The 1060-nt window shown below is 23.1% G+C and carries 1 protein-coding gene; it reads right to left on the bottom strand.

Annotation, left to right across the window (positions count from 1 at the left end; genetic code table 11):
* On the bottom strand, positions 1 to 534 hold a 534-nt coding region (locus tag RI68_RS02040; RefSeq protein ID WP_017193587.1), incomplete at its 3' end, for a UvrD-helicase domain-containing protein.
* Positions 535 to 1060 lie beyond the last annotated feature (526 nt).

The raw sequence follows: 1060 nt of genomic DNA, 5'->3' as shown, positions 1-1060 counted from the left end.
ATTTTTTAATAAATAATAAGTATAAACAATTAAATCATCGAAATCCATTAACTCTTTTTCAAAAAGAACTTGATTATAAGCATGAAAAAATTTTTGAAAAAGAGGTTTAATATCAGTAATGATTTTTCTTTTAATTTTAGAAATGGACGCAATAACGTCATCCAAACCACAAATAATTTTAATTTGAAATTGATTTAATAAATTTTTCATTATTTCGCGAGTTTCGATTTCATCAATTAGACGGAAATCTTTAAAATTAAAATCTTTTAAATAAACTAAATTTTGTTTTAAAAACATTAACGCAAAACCATGAAAAGTCATGATTTTAGCATCTTTTTTGTTTAATCTTTTTTTAAGATTATTAACAGCATTTTTGCTAAAAGTAAGAATTAAAATACTTTTAATATTAACTTGTTTACTTAAAAAATTAAATCTTTCTAAAAGGGTTTTCGTTTTCCCAGTGCCAGCACCAGCATTTAAATATAAAGGTTGGAGAGGAAAATTAACTGCTTTTAATTGTTGATGATTTAGCATGGTTAAACTCCTTTTTTTTATCAAAAAAGAGAAAATAATATTTTTCTCTTTTTGAATTATTAAATGGTAAAAATTATTATTACTTTTTATAATTTTTGTAATAATATTTTTTACCGTTCGGATATATCACTAATGACTTTTTACCATTCTTTTGTGAATAGTAAATAACCTTTCCATCGGCATAAATTACTTTACGTAATCGTTGACGATTTTTAATATCGTAAGCCATTAGTTATTTTATCCACGTTACTTTAGTAGCGATAGGTGCAATATAACCAAATTTATACATAAGAAAAAGAATAACAAAAGAAAAGCCAACAAGGCTCAAAAAACTTTTTAAATTCATTTAATTTAAATCCTTTCTTTTTTTATTTATTAATGGTTAAATAACCATAATTTCCTAAAACAAAACATACAATACCGACAACAGCTATTACTGGAAATAAATAACTAAAACAAAATCTTGAAAAAGTCATTTTTCTTTTTCTAAACCCTCTATTTTGTCGAAAATATCTCGCCATTATAA

Source organism: Vaccinium witches'-broom phytoplasma str. VAC (assembly GCF_000309405.1).
In the GTDB taxonomy this organism is placed as follows: Bacteria; Bacillota_I; Bacilli_A; order Acholeplasmatales; family Acholeplasmataceae; genus Phytoplasma.
Note: the sequence above shows the minus strand (reverse complement) of the source record. Positions and strands in the feature narration are given on the sequence as shown.